At 49.6% G+C, this 15,315-nt stretch carries 16 protein-coding genes; 10 read left to right on the forward strand and 6 right to left on the reverse strand.

Going from position 1 to position 15,315, the window contains the following annotated elements:
- Positions 1 to 45: 45 nt before the first annotated feature.
- Positions 46 to 2,439, forward strand: coding sequence for a Kelch repeat-containing protein (locus tag C5S61_RS04240; protein ID WP_110513849.1), 2,394 nt, complete (start codon positions 46 to 48; stop codon positions 2,437 to 2,439).
- Positions 2,440 to 2,510: 71 nt separating this feature from the next.
- On the opposite strand, the gene C5S61_RS04245 is transcribed toward C5S61_RS04240, so the two are convergent.
- The gene (locus tag C5S61_RS04245; RefSeq protein WP_110513850.1) at positions 2,511 to 3,950 is read right to left on the reverse strand and encodes a DUF8814 domain-containing protein; all 1,440 of its coding nucleotides are present in this window, start codon (positions 3,948 to 3,950) and stop codon (positions 2,511 to 2,513) included.
- Between the two features lie 375 nt (positions 3,951 to 4,325).
- Between C5S61_RS04245 and C5S61_RS04250 the strand changes: the two genes are divergently transcribed.
- From C5S61_RS04250 to C5S61_RS04275, 6 genes are all read left to right on the forward strand, one after another.
- Positions 4,326 to 4,709: a DUF6086 family protein gene (locus tag C5S61_RS04250; RefSeq protein ID WP_124033379.1), complete on the forward strand. Its 384-nt coding sequence runs from the start codon at positions 4,326 to 4,328 to the stop codon at positions 4,707 to 4,709.
- Positions 4,710 to 4,832: 123 nt separating this feature from the next.
- Complete coding sequence (locus C5S61_RS04255; RefSeq protein ID WP_110513852.1) at positions 4,833 to 5,270, forward strand: hypothetical protein; 438 nt, start codon at positions 4,833 to 4,835, stop codon at positions 5,268 to 5,270.
- A 142-nt stretch (positions 5,271 to 5,412) separates the two neighbouring features.
- Positions 5,413 to 5,838 carry a DUF8617 domain-containing protein gene (locus C5S61_RS04260; RefSeq protein ID WP_110513853.1) on the forward strand — a complete coding sequence of 142 codons (426 nt, stop codon included), beginning with the start codon at positions 5,413 to 5,415 and terminating at the stop codon, positions 5,836 to 5,838.
- Between the two features lie 29 nt (positions 5,839 to 5,867).
- A complete protein-coding gene (locus tag C5S61_RS04265) occupies positions 5,868 to 6,272 on the forward strand; it encodes a hypothetical protein (RefSeq protein WP_110513854.1) in 405 nt (134 codons plus the stop codon).
- A gap of 229 nt (positions 6,273 to 6,501) precedes the next feature.
- Positions 6,502 to 6,861, forward strand: a complete 360-nt coding sequence (locus C5S61_RS04270; RefSeq protein ID WP_110513855.1) for a hypothetical protein — start codon at positions 6,502 to 6,504, stop codon at positions 6,859 to 6,861.
- A gap of 452 nt (positions 6,862 to 7,313) precedes the next feature.
- Positions 7,314 to 9,224: a serine/threonine-protein kinase gene (locus C5S61_RS04275; RefSeq protein WP_164689221.1), complete on the forward strand. Its 1,911-nt coding sequence runs from the start codon at positions 7,314 to 7,316 to the stop codon at positions 9,222 to 9,224.
- 114 nt (positions 9,225 to 9,338) lie between these two features.
- Here C5S61_RS04275 and C5S61_RS04280 read toward each other — a convergent pair whose 3' ends face one another.
- Together C5S61_RS04280 and recF are read right to left on the reverse strand one after the other, a co-directional pair.
- Positions 9,339 to 9,710: a hypothetical protein gene (locus tag C5S61_RS04280; RefSeq protein WP_110513857.1), complete on the reverse strand. Its 372-nt coding sequence runs from the start codon at positions 9,708 to 9,710 to the stop codon at positions 9,339 to 9,341.
- Between the two features lie 212 nt (positions 9,711 to 9,922).
- Positions 9,923 to 11,080 carry a DNA replication/repair protein RecF gene (gene recF / locus C5S61_RS04285; protein ID WP_110513858.1) on the reverse strand — a complete coding sequence of 386 codons (1,158 nt, stop codon included), beginning with the start codon at positions 11,078 to 11,080 and terminating at the stop codon, positions 9,923 to 9,925.
- Between the two features lie 102 nt (positions 11,081 to 11,182).
- Here recF and C5S61_RS04290 point away from each other — a divergent pair, with 102 nt between their 5' ends.
- Entirely contained in the window at positions 11,183 to 11,971 is a 789-nt protein-coding gene (locus tag C5S61_RS04290; protein ID WP_110513859.1) for a serine hydrolase, read from the forward strand.
- 16 nt (positions 11,972 to 11,987) lie between these two features.
- On the opposite strand, the gene C5S61_RS04295 is transcribed toward C5S61_RS04290, so the two are convergent.
- Positions 11,988 to 12,356 (reverse strand): hypothetical protein, encoded by a 369-nt coding sequence (locus C5S61_RS04295; RefSeq protein WP_124033380.1) that lies wholly within the window; start codon positions 12,354 to 12,356, stop codon positions 11,988 to 11,990.
- A gap of 217 nt (positions 12,357 to 12,573) precedes the next feature.
- Here C5S61_RS04295 and C5S61_RS04300 point away from each other — a divergent pair, with 217 nt between their 5' ends.
- Complete coding sequence (locus tag C5S61_RS04300) at positions 12,574 to 13,458, forward strand: laccase domain-containing protein (protein ID WP_110513861.1); 885 nt, start codon at positions 12,574 to 12,576, stop codon at positions 13,456 to 13,458.
- On the opposite strand, the gene C5S61_RS04305 is transcribed toward C5S61_RS04300, so the two are convergent.
- A complete protein-coding gene (locus C5S61_RS04305) occupies positions 13,455 to 14,399 on the reverse strand; it encodes a wax synthase family protein (RefSeq protein WP_110513862.1) in 945 nt (314 codons plus the stop codon). The two genes, C5S61_RS04300 and C5S61_RS04305, sit on opposite strands and share 4 nt — an antisense overlap.
- Complete coding sequence (locus C5S61_RS04310) at positions 14,396 to 14,911, reverse strand: hypothetical protein (RefSeq protein WP_110513863.1); 516 nt, start codon at positions 14,909 to 14,911, stop codon at positions 14,396 to 14,398. The genes C5S61_RS04305 and C5S61_RS04310 overlap by 4 nt, the downstream gene beginning before the upstream one ends.
- A gap of 158 nt (positions 14,912 to 15,069) precedes the next feature.
- Between C5S61_RS04310 and C5S61_RS04315 the strand changes: the two genes are divergently transcribed.
- Positions 15,070 to 15,270, forward strand: a complete 201-nt coding sequence (locus C5S61_RS04315) for a hypothetical protein (protein WP_110513864.1) — start codon at positions 15,070 to 15,072, stop codon at positions 15,268 to 15,270.
- Positions 15,271 to 15,315: the final 45 nt, after the last annotated feature.

Genomic DNA, 15,315 nt, shown 5'->3' on the forward strand with positions numbered 1-15,315 from the left:
ACGCACAGCCAATGGCTGTGCGTATTCAATACTAAGGAGTTTACTATGGGTCGCAATAGGCAGCGTAAACGAGTACTATCCTCATTGCTCATTATACTTACCCTCGTAGTTACTTTGGTTTCTTCAGTTTCGGCAATCTCGCTAAGTACCACCATTTCACTGAATGCTGGCGATTTTGCGAGCGGCTATTTTGGCTTGACTGGTCTAACCCAACAGGATACCGTTATTGGTGGGGTTACCTATGGCGGGGTTCAGCTGATTCCGCAAGGTGCATTGGCACAGTGGAATGAGGCAAATAATACCATCTGCCGTCGGCTAGCTGATATGGGAACTGCCAGCTTTAAAAATCATCTCTATACCATCGGTGGCATCACTTCTTCATCAGGCGTACTTGCTCCAGTGCGAGATGTTTGTCAAACATCAGTTTTGAGCCTTGGTGGTGAAACGACCCCTTGGACCCAAAGCTCCCAACCCTTGCCGCTCGCTCTTGCCCGCATGAGCACCGTGGCTATCACGCACACGAGTGACCCGACCAAAGGCATTATCTATACCTTTGGCGGTCAAAACGCATCGGATCTGGATAGCCAGTATGTTGATACGATTTACTCGAGCGTGATTGATGCCAACGGAAACCTAGGTGCATGGCAAACCCAAGCCCTGACTGTTGGTGAAAAATTGATTAATACAACCGCAACTGCCTTCACCACCGATAATGGTCAGACCTATATTTACCTTATTGGTGGTCGAACCATCGATACCTCAATTTTATTTGCGCCAGTTTTTGCTCGGCGCACGGTGCGTCGAACCTTGGTAGGGCCAAATGGGGTGCTTGGGCCATGGCAATCGATGCCAGACCTGCCCATTACGTCCGATATGTTTACTCCTACCAATGGCTGTGATAGCAAAGTTGGCCTGCACACAACTGATGCCACCACCTTTGATGCAGTCACAACGCAAGGTATTACGCAAACTGGAAATATCACGCAAACGGTCGAGAGCACCTATCGGGCCTTAATAGTTGTTGGTGGCACCTTCGAATTAGGTAGCGGCGACCAAGCCAATGGTTGTTCGATTACCCGCGAAGGCTCGGCGCAAGCCTTCCTTGGGCGGCTTGATCGCAACACTGGTATGCTGACTTGGGAATCGCAGCGCTATCTTTTGCCCGAGCCACTTTCAGGCCCACGGGTCATTGGGGTTAACCAAAAAATCTATGTCATTGGCGGTCGGCAAGGTACGATTGGTAATCCAACGAATCGGATCTATACCTCCTACATTAATGTTAACTCCTTTAGCCTTCCAGTATTCGGCCAGAGCAACTTCCGGGTTTCGGAAAATGCGCTTGAAGCTGAACAAGCGCGGGCTTCGCATGGGCTTGAATTAATTAGAATTGACAATCGGCCACTTGCCTATATGTATGGTGGTATTCGGGTTGGAACGACCTATCAGGATGACGTAATTTTTGGTAGGGTTGGTACTCCAGACGACTTTGATTTTAGTACTGGTGGCTATCCTTCACCTGGGATCTATCGCTCACCAGCGGTTCAATTACGCGCACCTGCAATTATTGAACAAATGCTCTGGGATGCAACGCTTGAAACAGTGCTGCCAGAACCAGCGATTAATACCGATATTCAAATGCAATATCGGCTTGCTACCACCCGCGCAGGTTTAGAGTCGGCTCCATGGCAAATTGTCGATGGCTCACCAGGCACTGATAAATATTCAGCTAATGGGCCAAATACGGCAACTGGCTCAGCGGTCGTGCAAGGCCAATGGTTCCAATACCAGGCCTTGATGACAACCCAAGACCCTAATTTGGTGAAAGCTACCCCGATTTTACGCCATGTGCGAATCAAATATAAAGTTGATGGTCACCCAAGCTTATATGTTGATAACGCTTCAATGTCTACGGTTACCCCAGCAGGCATTAGCGCATTTAGCATGACCGTAAAAAATGGGATTAAGCCTGGCTCAAACGATACCGAAAATGTGCTCGATGCTGATATTGAAAGCGAGGGCACGTTCTATGTGGATATGTACATCTTGCCGCCTGGCTCAGTTGATGCACCACCAAGCCGCAATGCTGATGGTGTTTATCCATATGGGGTGGCATTTACCGAGGTCAATCGAGCAAACTTGCCGCAGGACGGTAGCTTTACGCTTGATGGCTTTTCTGATAATACGCTTTGGCGCAGAACCTGTTCGCTAGCAACCATTGATTGTCCATTAGTCGTTTGGCAATCGCTGTTCAACCAGGCTGGCGTATGGAAGGTCTATCTGGTTGTTGATAGCGGTAATAATGTTACCGAAGCAGAAACGCCTGCTGGCAGCCGCGAGTTTGATAATATCTATTCGTTCAATGTTACCTCAACTGTCGTTGGCGGCACGATTCGCTTACCAGTTGTTGGGGTCAACTTCGCGAATACGCCCACACCATAAGTCACTTAACGCTAAAAGCAGGGATTGGGCTTAGCCCAATCCCTGCTTTTTTGTTTAGCTAGTGCTTGAGTTTATTTGGTCCAGCGCACGCTATCAAACCAAATCGCCTTCATGCTATCGTCGGCTAAATCGGAGAGGCTAACCGAGCCTGTGCCATCAAAGCGATAGCGCCCAAGTTCAGCCCAATTGCCAGCGTGCTCTGCTTGATTGATCACAACCAAGCTTTCGCCATCGGCGTGCTGCACAACATAGCGAGCTGAGGTTGTGTCGCTCTTGCCGTTGGGGCAATAGGGCACAAACACGCTGACGCTATATTCGCCAGCTTCTAGCGGGGTTGTCCAGCGCGCATTGTTGACAGCTTTGGCTGGATCATTGGTCGAGAATGTCCAGAAGGAATGGCGGTTTTTGCCACACGAAAATTCATACCAGGGTACATCTGAGCGGCTGAATTGTTCGCCTTGGTTATCAACCTGAACTGTGCCTGCTGGCAGTTCTTCAACTGGGGCTGGCTCTGGGGTGATGCTGCCAACTGGCATTGGCGCAGGATTATCGCCTGGATCACGGCCTAGCCACAGGAAGGTAATATCTAATTCTTCTTGTTCATCATTAAATGGAATGCCCAAGGCAGTCCACGCCCCATCGCCAACATCGGCAGCGGTTGGGAAGCGCACGCGGCCTTTTTCGGCCCAGCCACCGTTGTAGCCATCGAAATAGGCAGCATGGTCTTGCGGCCAGCCAACAGGCAGATCGCTAAACTTCTCACGCTCAACGTTCCAATAATCATCGTGAATATTCCATGGCCCCACTTCCCACACTGGCACGACAATCGATGTGCCTTTGTAGGATAAGCGCGCCATATATTCGCCGCCGCCACGTGATGAAAGCGAGCGGAACGATGGCAATGAAACAAACCAATCATTGGGCTGAATAATATGGCCGTTGGCGGTACGATCACCGACCAAGCCCATGCGCGTAGCCCGAATGTGATAGGTTGGGGCAAGCGGCTCAGCATCCATAATGCTGATTGCTTCGCTTTCTGCAAGTGTGTTGGGCGCAAGTTGCACAAAATCGACGACTGGTGCTGCATCATTGGCCAGCAACACCAAGCGATATTGAATTTGGCGGGCAATTGTTGCAAAGGCTACGGTTTGACCAGCTTGCACATCGAGCGTCCAATCGCTCCAGCGCTCGCCATTGAAGCCACGCAGATCAAGCCGTACGCTCGCAGCAGCGGGCACACTTGCAGCCCAATTGACGGTAACTTGATTGGCGGGAGCAATATCTTGTGGTGCGCTATCGAACATACCAAAGCGCGCAAACGAACCATACACAGCTGCCGCTTGGCTTGCAGTCGGGGCGAGGGTCAGTTGACCAGAATCGAGAATGAGGGTATCGGTTGATGCAGCAGCAGCCCACAAAGATGCGGTTGGGGTAGCCTGCGCTCGGAGTGGGGTCATGCTGACAGTCAGCAGACAGCCAAGCGCCAATAAACGGGCAATGTGTCGCAACACAAACCTCCGGAGGTACGCGGTGGATGCAAAACATGGCATCAGGAATGCAGCTTGATGGTAGCAACACTGCTACGATTCAGGGAGAGATGCCACAACGGCGGCATCGGCATTCCACACCGACTCTCTTGATACAACCCGCCTTCGTGGCGTGAGGACTACGCTAAAGCTGAGTTTCCAGCATTTAACACAGCGTCAGGATTATATCATAGCTTTTTCAGATGTAAATCAGCAATTTATCAGGTTGCTGTCAGCTTGCGATTTGGCGCTAAAATCCAACTATTGATGGAGTGGTTTCGACCCAAACATCGGGTAACATAGGCGCGAGAGCTACACATCCTCATAACAAATCACCACATTAAGGAACAGATGATGGGAATGGACTATGAATATGATCCTTGGTTTTTATCTGAAACACTCGAAGAAGGCCGCAACATTCTACTTTGGGAAGTCGGGCTGAATGCTGGTCAACTTTTCTTTGCCCAGATTCAAGCGTTTGAAAAGATTTTTCGTCAGCCCAGCGGCTTTTATACCTATTTATCGGGTGATGTTATTCTCAATCAACCAGCCCAACTAAAAGCTTTGATTGAAGCCATGCTTGGTTATTACAACGCAACTAGTCATCCATTGCGGCCTATCTTATTTGATTCGTCAATTCAGATTTTATTGGTGTTGTATCAACGGGCTATCGGCGAGTGGTTGCCAGCACCAGCAGCGCTGATGGCGACAATTGAAGAGGTTGAAGCCGTAATGACTGGCTGAGAGCACGCTTGAGCAGATTTGGTGAATGGAACGCTAAGCTTTGTGCGATCTGGATTGCAGCTAGGATTTTTTGCTCAACTATTTGTTTAATTTATAGCCATTGAGCTACATTGAGGAGTAGTGATGCGATTTTTGTGTTTATGTGATACTTCCTTGGTCGATAGCAGCACGACCGATTTATTTTATAACAAGGGTTGGGTGCTACCATATTATTCGGCATTGGAGTTTGATGAAGATTACATGCCGGTAGCAGTCGATTATGTTGAGGCTGTAGACCAAGGCCGCAAAACAGAATGGATAGCCGCACACTATCCGCCTGAACATCTGCCTATCTCACACCGTGAAGTGCTCGTTACTTATGCTGCTTGGAATGATGATCAAGCATTATTTATGTATCAATGCCCCAACTGCGCCCGCTTATGGATGTATCATCCTGTAAGCAAGCAGATTTATAGTTTCAAACCGGATTTGCCTGATCAAACTCCGCGCGATTTCTTGCGTGATCCGCGGCTTAAAGCTGACGCTGATCAATCTACACCAGCAGATAATGAAGAGCGTTAATTTGGATTTGAATCCAAAGCGGGGCGAGTGGTTGCCAGCGCCAGCAGCGCTGATGGCTACGATTGAACAGGTTGCAGAAGCAATGACTGGCTAGGAGCACGCTTGAGCAGATTTGGTGAATGAAACAAAAAGGACTTAAATTATGAAATTTCGCTGCTTTTGCGATAATGTTATTTATGATATGAGTGATGAAGATTCGTTTGATACAAAAGGCTGGCTTTTGCCTTACTATGCATATTATGCCCTGAATGAAATCTATCTACCGCTGTTTACCCGCTATGTCGAAGCTGTTGAACAAGGGCGCGGTACTGCATGGATTAAAGAGCAGCGGCTTTCTACGATGGAATTATCGATGGAAGATATGGTGAGGCAGATTGCTTGGAATGTCGATCCAATGCCTCATATCTATGAATGCTCGCAATGTCAGCGTTTGTGGATTAGTCATCCGCATGCTGAAGGCTATTTTTCATTTAAACCAGAGTTTCCCGAAACTACGCCCCGCGATTTTTTGCGTGAACCACATGCTGATGCTGATCAATCTACACCAGCAGATAATGAAGAGCGTTAATTGGATTTGAATCCAAAGACGGGAGATTGATGTCAGACTTGAAATGGGATGTGATCGATTTGATCGATGCCCTAGAGGTCTTGCCCGAAGAAGACGATTATCAAACCCATTATCGTTTTACCTTTGAGCGCTTAGGCCTGACTGCAATGCTCGATCTTTGGCCCTTGGAAGCAACGGCGTTAATTGAACTCCAACAAACTGATTCGGCCAACCAAATTATCAAGTTTGGTCTGTATATTCGCCAATCAATTCGATTAATCCGTCAAGGTAAAAACTCCTTGCTTTGCTTTCATGATTGTATGATGACATCAAGGCGTTTTTGGATGTATGATAGCGCTGGAGGTCTTTCAACAACTCAATTATGGGAAAAACCGCTGAATTGTTATCTCCAAGCAAAGCCAACGATTCATTGCTGGTTTGGCTTTGAGCCTTAAATCAATCTGAGGAGATTAAGCTGGAAGCGACGTTTGCTTGCATTGTTGAGCATCAAATGAATTGGCAAGGGCCGCCTATTCGCTTGAAAAAATGATCTTGATGCATGATGAAGCATAATCAATTCTATTTGATAGATTGGTGGTATTAAATTGATAAATATTCTGCTGCAGAACAAATAAATGGCTTATATGTAATCCGTGATTTTCTAAAGCAAGAAGGGTTGATTATATGAATTTTGATGAATATATCATCAATAAGCTCGAAGAACATGGATTTTTATGGATAAAGTCAGTAGTATATGAAGGGAGAAAATATAGATATTCCTTTATGCGGAAACTTACTGCTGATGAAGAATCAAAAATTTTGTGTCCACCTAAATGGGGTATTGGCGGACACAACTTTTCTATAACTACAGATCTTGAAATTGATCAAGAAGATGGCATATGGTTTATTACCAGAGCTTATCATATTCCTTATTTTGGCCCAAACGACTTTCGCAAACCATTTGATTCACTGGATGAGGCGCTTGAATTTGGGATGGAATACCTTCAGCGCTGGATGGAATGGACAACGCTCCGAAATGTATAAAAGCTGCTGGCAAAGCTTAAGTTTTTAGATACCTGTACTGGCACATCAGGTTAACAACGGTTTGATCCCCTCACCCCAACCCCTCTCCCGTGCGCGGGCGAGGGGCGTTAACCCGCTGGTTCTGCGCAATGCGTCGGGGGAAAGCGCGGGTGCTCCCCTCGCCCGCGTTCAGTGGGAGCGGGGCTGGGGTGAGGGCATGCTCCTCGTTGCCAATCCAATGAATCAGTATAGCTATTGGCTAGTGGCTTTTCATCCTGCTGATTTTTGACGTTTGACTTGTACCTTCATCCCTCATCCTTAATACTACTGCCCCCAACAACCAATTCCCGATCCCCGATCCCCAATACTTACAATTTCGAAACAAATGTGCTAAAATGGATTAATTCGCGTCATCGCAGGGGAGCCGATGTGCTATACTGCCGATGAAACGTGCAACTAGAGGAGCGACCGCAATGACTGCCCCTGCATCTCGGGCTAAAACAAATGCGACACCGCGCCGCGAAGATGATCATGAACTGCGCAATTATCGCTTGGAAGAGCGAATTGGTCAGGAAGAATTGACGACGATCTATCGCGCTCGCCACCTAACCCTTGATCGCCCGGTTGAGGTGCATGTGTTACGCCGTTCGGATTGGGTTTCGGTCAGTCGGTTTGGGCAGGCCGCCCGTTTGGCTGCGCGACTCAAACATCCAACGATTGTGCCGGTCGTCGACGCTGGCCACGATGATCGCTTTGGCTACTATTTGGTTACGCCGCCGCTTGGTGGGCGCTTGTTGCAAGAAGTGCTCGAAGATGGCGCGCTCTCGGTCAGCGATGCAGTGCGGATTTTCAGCGATATTGCTAAAGCCCTCGATACCATCCATGCCGAAAAAATTGTGCATCGCGATATTCAGCCGGGCACGATTGTCGTCACCGAAGCTGTGCATGATCAAACCGTGAGCCGCCATGGCTTTTTAACCAACTTTAGCTTGGCGTGGAGCAGCGACGGCCCCGATCTCTCGCAGCTGGAAGAGGCCGATTATCTGACGGCCTATGCTGCGCCTGAGCAAGATTTTAAGCAAAATGCCACCGAGCCAAGCCTTGATATTTATGCTTTGGGTGCGGTGCTCTACCATATGCTGACTGGCGAAGTGCCACCAGCCCCGGGCCAAACCCCCAAATCGTTGGCCGATTTCAATGAAGCGCTTGCGCCTGCTGATCGGGTGTTGCGGCGCTTGCTCTCGCCCCAAGCTTCGGTGCGTTATAGCTCGGCCAATCAAGCGGCGGCGGCCTTGCGTCAAGCGTTGCGCGAAGCCTTGCCTGCTGAATCCAGCACCAGTTTAGCGCCAGTTGCCGCCAGCAACGTTGAGAGCGAATGGCTAGAAAATCCGGTTGAAACCGTGTTGGTTGGCATTCTCGATGGCGATTTTGTGCAGCGAGGTCGCGATTGGGGTCGGCAGTTGCACGAGCCAAGCAATTTGCGGTCGGTGCTCAATCGCTGGAGCAGCCAAAATATGGTGCGGCGGCGCGATTTGGGCAATGCAATTATGCCTGAACGCGTGGTCAGCTACAATTTTTATACCTACGAATTGCGCGCTTATTACGAAACCCGCACAACGCCAGAGCCACGCGAAAAGCCCTATCAAGGCAGCCGCATCAGCACCAGCCAAAATCCGCCTGGCGTGTGGCAAGTGATTTTGCCCGATCCCCAGCCATTCGATGAGGTTCGCCCAACCGAGATGGTTATTCCCAACTCCGAGCGAGTTGAGATGTGTATTTATTGTGGCGGCAAGGGCGATTTGCATTGTACCAAATGCCATGGCCGTGGCTTGCTCGAAACCAAACGGGTGCAGACCAATCCTGATGGCAGCAAAGAGCGGCGCACGATCACCGTCGATTGTCCAGAATGCGAAGGCGAAGGCCAATCGGATTGTGGGCGTTGCCAAGGTTCGGGCCAAGTGCTGACCGAAGATGTCTTTTATTGGTCGCGTTGGGGCAAGCTTTGGGAAAATACCGATGATGAGGCGGGCTTGCCGTTGGCCGATATTCGCGAAAAAGCCCAGCAAGTCTATACTGCCCACATTGACGTGCGTGATACCAAATGGCATGCGATTGCGCCATTGCACGAGCTATTGCAAGCTGCCGAGAATGTTGATGCAGAGCAACAAACCCGCCTGCTGCACGCCGAATTGACGATTCATGGTACGCCGGTTACTGAGGTCGATTATAGCGAGCGCAATCAAGCCCATACCTTGTATATGATTGGCTTTGAGCCAACGATTGTGCGCGGCAACTTTACGCTGTTTGATCGCGAGCGGATTATGCTGTATAGCGTGATTGGGGTGTTGCTGTTGATTGCGGTCGTCGGAGTCTTGATCTTCTAGGAAACGTGCCGTCCTCAATTTCTTCCTCCTAATTGAGGACGGCTGACCCTCTGCTCAATCTTTCAATCCCACAAGCGTTGCGTCTACTGGTGTTTGGATCATTATGGTGTTCCTTTAGCGTTGATATAAACGCATAAAACCAACCCGACTTTGCGGTTGGAGCTGTAATGGTGTATCTAAATTATGTACTGCTACGCCATCGAGCATCAGCCAACAATCGCCAGCACGAAATGCTGCTTCAGCTTGGCTGCGCACTTGTTCGGCGGCAATCATGCTGCTATGGCTTGGTTTGGCAATCAAATAATTAAGTGCAAGGCTCGGGAGATTCGCTTGGTGGCTTTGGCTGAGTTCATTGTGCACATGCTCTTGCAACAATTGGCGCGCTGAAATTTGGCCTTGGGGCAGGGAAATTAGGCTTGGCGGGGTGCGAAGTTCATTGCCAAAGCCTAGTAGGTGGGTGGTCACTGCGACACAGTTCGTACTCATAACACATCCTTCAACACAATTTGCGTGACGATCTAAAGTATAGCGTAAGCTTGTGTCAATGAGTGTCACAATAGTGTAAGGATGAAGGATGAATTATGAGGGATGAAGGAAGCGAAATTATGAAGTATGAGTTATGAGGGATGAAGGCAAAAAAGCCTATAGCCAAAAGCCTCATCTTCGTGGTCTTCGCGTTCTTCGTGGCAAACCTCCAATTAGGCAGGGAAAATTTGGCCTTGATCGACGTTCATGCGGGTGATTTGGCTCAAAAAGCTCGGTGAAAAATCATCAAGATCGGTTGCTGTGATCAAGATTTGTTGCTGAGGTCGAACAATGGTAGTTAATAAATGCTCGCGCCGTTTTTGATCAAGCTCCGAAAGCAAATCGTCAAGCAGTAGCACTGGTCGATCGCCAGTTCGGGCATGCATCAGCTCGGCTTCGGCTAGGCGTAAGGCCAAGGTTGAGGCTCGTTGCTGGCCACGCGAGCCAAAACTGCCAACTTCGCGCTCAGCCAATTGAATCGAGAGATCATCACGATGCGGGCCGATCAAGGTCACGCCTCGCTCGCGCTCCTCGCGGCGTAATTCCTTCAAGGCTGCCAGAAAACTCGGTACATCGTGGGCTGGCGTGGTATCCAAATAGCTCAAGCGTAAAGCCAAATCGCTGCCGCTAATGTCTGCATACAAGCGTTTCGCCAAGTTATCAAGCTCGGTAACGGCACGGCGGCGTTCGCGTAACACATACACGCCTGCTTTGGCCAGCTCTTCATCCCAAAATGCCAAATCTTGTTCGCTGGCAGCGCGGCCACGCTCGCGGCTCGAACGTAACAAGCCATTGCGCTGGGTCAGCACTTGGTTGTAGCGCGAAAGCGCACGCACATAGCGTCCATCAATCTGCGAAAGCGTTACATCAAGGTAACGCCGCCGTTCTGCAGGCGCACCAGTAACTAGCTCTAAATCTTGGGGTGCGAACATCACCACCCGCAATTGACCAATTAAATCAAGCGCGCGGCGGGCAATTTTGTTGATCCGAATGGTTTTGCTGGTAGTTGGCAATAAATCGCCATCTGCGCCAAACTTGCGTTGCAGCACAATCTCAATTGTTTGCATTTCGGCCTCTGGTTGGGGCTGCAAGCTAGCTGCCAAACGAGCAAATGGCGCTAAACCAAGGTCGCCGGTTGCTTCAAGCGCAATCAATTCGCGTTCGGCGGAGGCGCGGAGTGAGCGAGTTGTGGCCAAATAGTATAATGCTTCGAGAATTGTGGTTTTGCCCGCTGCATTGGCCCCATAAAATAAGCATACGCCAGGTGGCAAAGCTAAAATGAGGTTGCGATAAATGCGAAAGTCTTGAAGCTGCAGGCGTGAAACATACATACACGGTCACTCAAACGCTAAAATGCAAACAATAGAGCTATTTTAAACCCAAACCTGATTAATAAAAAGTCAAATCTGGGCTTTGTGCTGCAAGGATGCGCAATGGATTCGGTTAATCACTTAATTGCTGGCTTTGCTGGGCGCTGGGCGGTTGATTTTCGCAGCAGCACAGGCGCGGTGTATTATCACTATCACGCAGCGCTGCAACTGCCTGCGGCTAGTTTGATTAAACTGTTCTTAGCCTGGCAATGGTATACAACCAATCAGCCTGTTTGCAACGTATTGATTAGTGAGCCAATGATTGTTGATTGGGATGGGTCGCTGGCCCATGATCTTGGCATAATGCTTGCCAGCGATCAGCTTATCCAGCGCATGCTCAATCAATCAGAAAATAACGCTACCAATTTCATCTTGGCGCAGCTTGGTGGAATTGACGTTGCAAACATGTGGTTGCAGCAACAGGGCTATCAGGCAACCAGCTGGGGCCGCGTAATGCTCGATTTTCACGCGCGCCAACATGGCTTTGAAAATTATACTAGTGCCGCAGAGGTAACTCGGCTGTTGCATACCATGACCACTACGGTGAGCAAAGGGGGATTAATGGCTAGTACCCTCGTAAAGAGCCTCGTTAACTCAGCAAGTGACGATAAAATAGTAGCAGGCCTACCACCTACTGTCGTATGTGCCCACAAATCGGGCGAGCTTGACGATGTTGAACACGATGCAGCCTTAATCTATAGCGCTGACACATGGGATAGTTTGGTGATTATGGCCGCAGCCGTGCCCGACCCAAGCCTAGCTCGGCAACAGATTCGCCAACTTACCAGCGAGTTATGGCACAATAAAAACCTGCTCCACCCAAGAGGTGAGGCAGGTAGGATGGATAGGTGATCGCATGGCGATTGGTCTATTGTGGGCCGTAAATATCAAGCGCAATATTATTTCGATTGTTGGGATCAATTTTGACTGGCAAGATTGCGCCAGGTTGAAATTGAGGAATCGAAATCATGGGAATAACGGTCTTGGTTTCGGTTTGATATTGGCCTAAAGGCCCACTGACTTCCAAGACTAAGCCAATTTGGGGTTTGTTATTGATTCGCAGACCAGTTTCATAGACATTAATAATCCTTGCTTGGCCAGGCAATCCTTGTTGTAATAATTTTTTATTTGGGCCGAATGCCCGCGGGAGGATAATCATTAACACAAAGGCAAAAACGAAACTACCAATGATCCAAAGCATACTCGAACTCATGATGTCACTAACTAGATTCTGCATACATACCTCCGTAGACAAAAAGTACTAACAAGACCAGTACCGTTGTGTACGCACTAAAGATTAAAAATGTCGCAGCTAGCTAGCTATTGGATGCTTAACGATCGCCAAAGTCGCAGGCGAATGGTTGTCGCTTGTAAGGTTTGACTGATGCTCTTTACATTGATTTTAGCAATACGGTATACTAATCAGAATCGTATACCTGCGCAGGGACTATTCCATGCTGAATGCGCCGTCTGTTGCATCATCACTTGATCCTGAAGTTTCTCCACCGATTGTTCGCGTGCCCGGTTTAGTTGGGCTGCCTTTTTTACAGCATGGTTTTTCAACCAGAACCTGTGGCAATCTGGCAACTCGTTATGGCCCGCCTGCAGAAGTTGGGGCAGCGCGGCGGACGTTTGCGCGAGTTGCTGGGGTTGATGCCAGTCGGGTGGCCCACTTTGCCCTAACCCATAGCTCGCGGGTTGGCTTAGTCAGCGATCCCGATTGCATGGCGATCGATAGCACGCCGCATCGAATCTCGGTGCGCGGTTTGTTGGCCGATGCCTCGCCGCGTGACCTTAGTTTTATCAATGCGCAGGGGATTCCCAATCAACAAGGGGTCGATAGCCTGATTACGACGACGCGCAATCTGGCCTTGTTTATGGTGGTTGGCGATGCAGCACCGGTGATTATTACCACGCGCCAAGGCAAAGCGGTGGCGCTGGTCAACGTGGGTTTGGTTGGCACTGTCAACAATATTTTGGCCCATACGATTGAGGCGTTGTGCCATTTGGTGGCTTGTCAGCCAAGCGATTTAATTGTAGGCATCGGCCCCACCGTCGGTCCTTGTTGCTATGCGTTGGCCCAATCGCTCACATGGGCCCAAGTTGTTTCGCCAGCCTTTTTCCAACAGCACGGCCCCAACGCCCCAGGCATTATCATCCGCGATGAGCAATATTTCTTCGATTTGCCACGCATGATCAGCTTTTTGCTCGAACAAGAGGGCGTGCAAAGCGCCAATATTCACTCAATTGATCGTTGCACTGCCTGCCCTGATACTGCTTTTTTTGGCCATTATGCTGGTGTAGCTGGGCGCTTTGGAGCCTTAGTTGCTTTGCGTTAGGGCAAATAGGTGGCAAACAAACCTAAAACGAGTTCAGGTCGAAAGAGCAATGGGGCCGGAATAATCGTCCAACTCAGCGTCCAGACGATTTGGCGATAGCTGGAACGGCGCAACCAAGCCCGCAAGCTACGCTGGCGCTCCAAACTGGTAGCCGCAATTTGGACTACAAAATAACCAGTCGGCCAGCCCCAACCACCAGCCGCTGGATAGCTCAACAGCAATTCATGCAATAAGCCCGAAACAATAAAAACCATAGCTGCTGCCCAGCGCGAGCCAATAATTGGCTTCAATGGCTGCCAAACCACCACACTCAGCACCTCGTGGACTGCCATATTCCAGCGTTTGCCCCACCATTCGCTTACCGAGCGTGAATAGATTGGGGCTAAAAATAAGGGCTGAACTTGCCAACCAAAGGCTTGCCAAATGGCCAAATAGAGCCGCGTAACCCCAAAAAATACACTGATCACGACCCCAACCAAGGCCAGCCAACAGCGCCATAACAGCCATAACCCAACTGTTGGCGTTGGCCAAAACCATGCAACCAGCCCAATCACCCCGCCAAAACCCAACCACAGCGCGCCATGAGCTACATTTTTGCGCCAAGCGAGATCAGGCTGGAGTGGCAAGAGCCATGGTTCAAGCTGCATACCCAGCCAAAAAATAAACCCCACCTTGCGCCAAAAGCCGAGTTGCTTGGTTTGCGCATGAGGGCTGTAGAGCAAGCGCCAGCCCTTAAACGCCAGATAGGTCGGAACCCAGATTGCGATAATTCGACCCCAAATCGGCCAAGGCTGGCTGAGCCAAAGCCCATTGCCAATGGCCAAAAGGGCTAAAAACCAAGCTGCCCAGCGTCGTTGCTGAGCATCTCGGAGATACTGGGGCAGGCTCAAAAGTGCCAAACCAGTGCTAATCAGAAGGCTAATTAACCATACAACCCTCATCGAGCGTCGTTGCCTTGCAGCGGCTCAAGCTGAACGATGGCATGGCGCAATTGGGCCATATAATCCATTTCTTCAAGGTCGAGGTTGGCGCGTTCGACCGCCAATTGGCTCAAGCTCACCAAGCCGCGCTCAGGATCGTTGACTTTGCGCTCCCATTGGGCGCTGGTCAGGCCGCGCAACAAGCCCAAGCTGGTTTCACGAATATCCATAAAGCTGCCAAGCTCCTCGGCGGGGTTGAGCACAAACGCTTTGGGGTAGCGGTTGAAAATCGTATTCAGGCTAGGGTTTTCAGTTTTCAAGGCTTGCTCAACCACGGCGATTAATTCGACTTCACCGCGGCGCAGGCTGGAAAGGACTTGGGCTAACGAACGAGCAAAACCTTGGGGGCGCTCTTGTTGAACATCAGGCTGCAAGCCAAAAACCCGCAACCGCACATTATCGAGCGTGCTGGCCATAACTGATAAAGCCCATAATTCGTTATGAAATGGATCGTAAACATCGGAATGTGCCATGATCAAATATCCCCTTAATTGGCAATAGACATGCACTGCTAAGTATAGCAAAGAGTTGCTATCTGGTAGCGGATTGGATTGCCAACCTACTTGCCGCGCAACCTAAAAAACTGTATCATACGCCTAGATTCCACTACAGTACATTTATGGGAGCCTTCATGCAGGTTTTTGTCCACCTCGATGAATTATTAACGCCAGCCTTGCTTCAACGACATCAACGCCATATCGTTGATTTTTTGGAGATGGAAGGCATCACGCCTGAAGCCGAGGTTGGGCGCACCAAAGTCAGTGAACGCGCCGCCAAAGAATTACTCGCCGAATTAGCTCATGATCTCGATCAAGCACCAGAAGATCAGTAATCCACGCTGATCCTGCTATCTACCGATCGTCAATGGCCGTTGCCA

Origin of the sequence: Herpetosiphon llansteffanensis (assembly GCF_003205875.1) — a bacterium.
In the GTDB taxonomy this organism is placed as follows: Bacteria; Chloroflexota; Chloroflexia; order Chloroflexales; family Herpetosiphonaceae; genus Herpetosiphon; species Herpetosiphon llansteffanensis.

Bases quoted from the DNA above. Each gene is read 5' to 3' on its own strand.
- C5S61_RS04275 (WP_164689221.1), top strand. From the start codon at position 7,314: ATGACTGCCCCTGCATCTCGGGCTAAAACAAATGCGACACCGCGCCGC.
- C5S61_RS04315 (WP_110513864.1), top strand. From the start codon at position 15,070: ATGCAGGTTTTTGTCCACCTCGATGAATTATTAACGCCAGCCTTGCTT.
- C5S61_RS04310 (WP_110513863.1), bottom strand. From the start codon at position 14,911: ATGGCACATTCCGATGTTTACGATCCATTTCATAACGAATTATGGGCT.
- C5S61_RS04250 (WP_124033379.1), top strand. From the start codon at position 4,326: ATGGACTATGAATATGATCCTTGGTTTTTATCTGAAACACTCGAAGAA.
- C5S61_RS04295 (WP_124033380.1), bottom strand. From the start codon at position 12,356: ATGCAGAATCTAGTTAGTGACATCATGAGTTCGAGTATGCTTTGGATC.
- C5S61_RS04240 (WP_110513849.1), top strand. From the start codon at position 46: ATGGGTCGCAATAGGCAGCGTAAACGAGTACTATCCTCATTGCTCATT.
- C5S61_RS04255 (WP_110513852.1), top strand. From the start codon at position 4,833: ATGCGATTTTTGTGTTTATGTGATACTTCCTTGGTCGATAGCAGCACG.
- C5S61_RS04300 (WP_110513861.1), top strand. From the start codon at position 12,574: ATGCTGAATGCGCCGTCTGTTGCATCATCACTTGATCCTGAAGTTTCT.
- C5S61_RS04260 (WP_110513853.1), top strand. From the start codon at position 5,413: ATGAAATTTCGCTGCTTTTGCGATAATGTTATTTATGATATGAGTGAT.
- C5S61_RS04270 (WP_110513855.1), top strand. From the start codon at position 6,502: ATGAATTTTGATGAATATATCATCAATAAGCTCGAAGAACATGGATTT.
- C5S61_RS04265 (WP_110513854.1), top strand. From the start codon at position 5,868: ATGTCAGACTTGAAATGGGATGTGATCGATTTGATCGATGCCCTAGAG.
- C5S61_RS04290 (WP_110513859.1), top strand. From the start codon at position 11,183: ATGGATTCGGTTAATCACTTAATTGCTGGCTTTGCTGGGCGCTGGGCG.
- C5S61_RS04280 (WP_110513857.1), bottom strand. From the start codon at position 9,710: ATGAGTACGAACTGTGTCGCAGTGACCACCCACCTACTAGGCTTTGGC.
- recF (WP_110513858.1), bottom strand. From the start codon at position 11,080: ATGTATGTTTCACGCCTGCAGCTTCAAGACTTTCGCATTTATCGCAAC.
- C5S61_RS04305 (WP_110513862.1), bottom strand. From the start codon at position 14,399: ATGAGGGTTGTATGGTTAATTAGCCTTCTGATTAGCACTGGTTTGGCA.